The following is a 2,743-nucleotide window of genomic DNA, read 5'->3' as shown; positions in this document are numbered from 1 at the left end:
GGCAATCGCGCGCGGCCTGAACGATGTCAGCGGTGACCTCCTCGACGCGGTTGAGGGTCATGATCCGCCGCATCTGCGCGAACAGGCGCTCCATGAGCCGGAAGTTGCCGCGCGTGATGCGGATCACGGCTGCCTGCGCTTCGATCGCGTCGAGTTGGGCCGGGTCGAAGCTGATCCCGAAATCGCCGGCGTGGGTCGCGAGCAGCAGCCGCATTTCGGTCTCGGTAAGCGGTTTGAACTCGTGGACGAAGCCGATCCGCGAGTAGAGCTGGGCATAGCGGGCGAGGCGCTTCTCCAAGCCCGGCATACCCATCAGGATCAGCCCGAAGCCGTGGCGATCGGCCATGTCGCGGAGATGTTCGAGCGACTTTATGGTCAGGCGGTCGGCCTCGTCGACGATGACGAGGGGGCAGGCGATGCGGGCGGCGTCATGGGTGATTTCGTCCTGCGAGCCGCCCGCGACCGTCAGCCGGGCATAGCCCAGCTTAATGAGGTTGAGGCCCAACACCGCGTCGATCGTCTTGGGCGTGTTGCTGACCGACACGGTGTAGAAGACGGCGCGGCAGCGAGCGACCTTTTCGCCAAGGAGCGCGGCAATGGGACGGAGCGCGGCATATTCCCCCAGGTCGGGGAAGCTGGAAAACTCGCGCGCCGATCGCGTCTTTCCGACGCCCGGCCGGCCATGACACACGCCGATATAGCGGTAGTGCGCGCAGGCTTCGGCAAACTCGACGAACCGGGCATGTTCGCGGGTCGCCAGGAACGGCTGCTCGACCAGGAACTCAATCGTCAGCGGCGTAGAGCCGGAGCCCTCGGTAGGTGGTGGGCCGGGAAGCCGTATCCTCTTGGTCGCCATCGAAGGTCTCCGTGGGGGCAGGCACCTGCTTGTCGCGCTCCTTCGCGCCGCGCCGGGCGCGCTGGATCGCGCGCAACGACGGGTGCCCAGCGTGCTCGGAGCTGAGCGCACGGCAGACGAACCGGCCCTGGTGGTAGACGTGGATCTCGGTCAGGTCGCGGGGGTCATAGACCGCCTCGACCTGCTCGCCGACGAAGGCCGCGAGCGTGGGTTCGACATAGCGCCTGCCCATCAGACGGATGCCGTCGCGCAGCACTTTACGGGGCTTGGGCACGTGCACGAGCAGCATGTCGAGCTGTTCAAGGCTGTCGGGCATTGCGGGCAGGAACCCGCCCTTCTGCCAGCGCGTGATCGGCGGTTCGCCGGTGCTGCCATGCGGGCGACGATGATAGACGCCGCACACGAACGCCTCGAAGCGGGCGCGCAGCTCGTCGAGCGTGAGCACTGGCGCCGACAGCGGCTTGCCCGCGATCAGGTGGCCGGGCAGGTCGGGCAGGAACATGTCGTTGATGGTGCGGAACAGCCGCTCGATCTTGCCGCGCCCGCGAGGACGCCCCGGCAGCGAATGGATGAGGCGGATTTTGAGGGCGATGCACGCCTGCTCGATATGCTCGGAGATGAAATCCGAGCCGTTGTCGACGTAAAGCTGTTCGGGAATGCCGCTGACGATCCATTCGGGATTGGGCTTGCGCCAGATCGCCTGCCGCAAGGCGAGCGCCGTGTTGAGGGCACTGGGGGCATCGAGGCTGAGGAAGTAACCGGCGATGGCTCGGCTGTGATCGTCAACGATGACGGTCAGCCAAGGACGCACCGGGGTTCCGGCATCATCGAGCACGAGAATGTCGAGAACGGTATGATCGGCCTGCCACATCTCGTTCGAGGTCGCGGCTTCGCGCCGATGCACTAGCTCGTGCTGGTCGCGGTAGACGGCCGGATCGGAGGCTGCGGCGATCTGGCTTGCCGGTATCGCCCTGACGACACGCGCGACGGCCGCATAGCTGGGGGTTCGGTGTCCATGCGCGATGGCGAGTTCCTGCACCTTTCGGTGAATGGCGGCGACCGGGGGTCGCGGGCGCTTGGTGGCGAGAGTGCGGGTCAGTTCGACCAGATGTTCCGGCAGGTGCAGCCTGCCCCGATCGTTGCGCGGCAGACGCGCGAGACCGGCAAGTCCTTCGGCACGGTAGCGCCCGAGCCAGCGCTGCAACGTCCGCTCGCTCAGCGTGCCGGTGCGGGCGAGGTCCGCGAGCGGGATGCCATCGGCGAGGTGCGGTTCAAGGACGCGGTAGCGCTCGATCGCCAGCGGCGGGACAAGCGCCGGATGCGTCACCGCCGACGGTCCGTGTCGCAGGTAAGGAAAACGGAGATTTGCCTGCCCATCGCCATGCGAGTCCGCTCGCGTTGCCAAACCGGCCTGTTCGACGTAAATCTACCCGGTAAAGAAAACTAGGGCAACATAGACCTGCCGATGACGACTTTCTTCCCAAACCGCGCCCGATCGGGGCGCCACCGGCCCTACGCATGAAAATCGGTTACGCCCGCGTATCGACCGCCGAGCAGAACCTGGACCTCCAGCGTGATGCGCTGAAGGCTGCCGGCTGCGAGAAGGTCATCACCGACAAGGCCTCCGGGGCGACTGCCGCTCGCCCTGGATTGGAAAAGGTGAAGGAGCTGCTTCGCGCCGGCGACACACTGGTGGTCTGGCGCCTCGACAGGCTCGGCCGCTCGCTCCGTGATCTGATCGGATGGATGACCTACCTCGACGAGGAAAAGGTCGGGCTGCTGAGCCTGCACGAGGCGATCGACACGACCACCACGTCGGGCAAGCTTACCTTCCACCTGTTCGGGGCATTGGCGGAGTTCGAGCGCAACCTGATCCGCGAGCGGACC

3 protein-coding genes are annotated in these 2,743 nt (G+C 66.1%); 1 reads left to right on the top strand and 2 read right to left on the bottom strand.

Features of this window, described 5'->3' with window-relative positions; genetic code table 11:
• Both ACFSC3_RS20665 and ACFSC3_RS20660 read right to left on the bottom strand, forming a co-directional pair.
• Positions 1–856, bottom strand: an 856-nt coding sequence (locus ACFSC3_RS20665; protein ID WP_380942272.1) for an AAA family ATPase, incomplete at its 3' end; no start/stop codon positions are given.
• Positions 783–2,183 carry a Mu transposase C-terminal domain-containing protein gene (locus tag ACFSC3_RS20660; protein WP_004212864.1) on the bottom strand — a complete coding sequence of 467 codons (1,401 nt, stop codon included), beginning with the start codon at positions 2,181–2,183 and terminating at the stop codon, positions 783–785. The genes ACFSC3_RS20660 and ACFSC3_RS20665, both read right to left, overlap by 74 nt.
• 191 nt (positions 2,184–2,374) lie before the next feature.
• Here ACFSC3_RS20660 and ACFSC3_RS20655 point away from each other — a divergent pair.
• A partial coding sequence (locus ACFSC3_RS20655; RefSeq protein ID WP_380942270.1) for a recombinase family protein occupies positions 2,375–2,743 on the top strand: 369 nt, incomplete at its 3' end.

Origin of the sequence: Sphingomonas floccifaciens, assembly GCF_042681125.1 — a bacterium.
Classification (GTDB): Bacteria; Pseudomonadota; Alphaproteobacteria; order Sphingomonadales; family Sphingomonadaceae; genus Sphingomonas; species Sphingomonas floccifaciens.
This window is presented reverse-complemented; position numbering and strand designations above follow the sequence as displayed.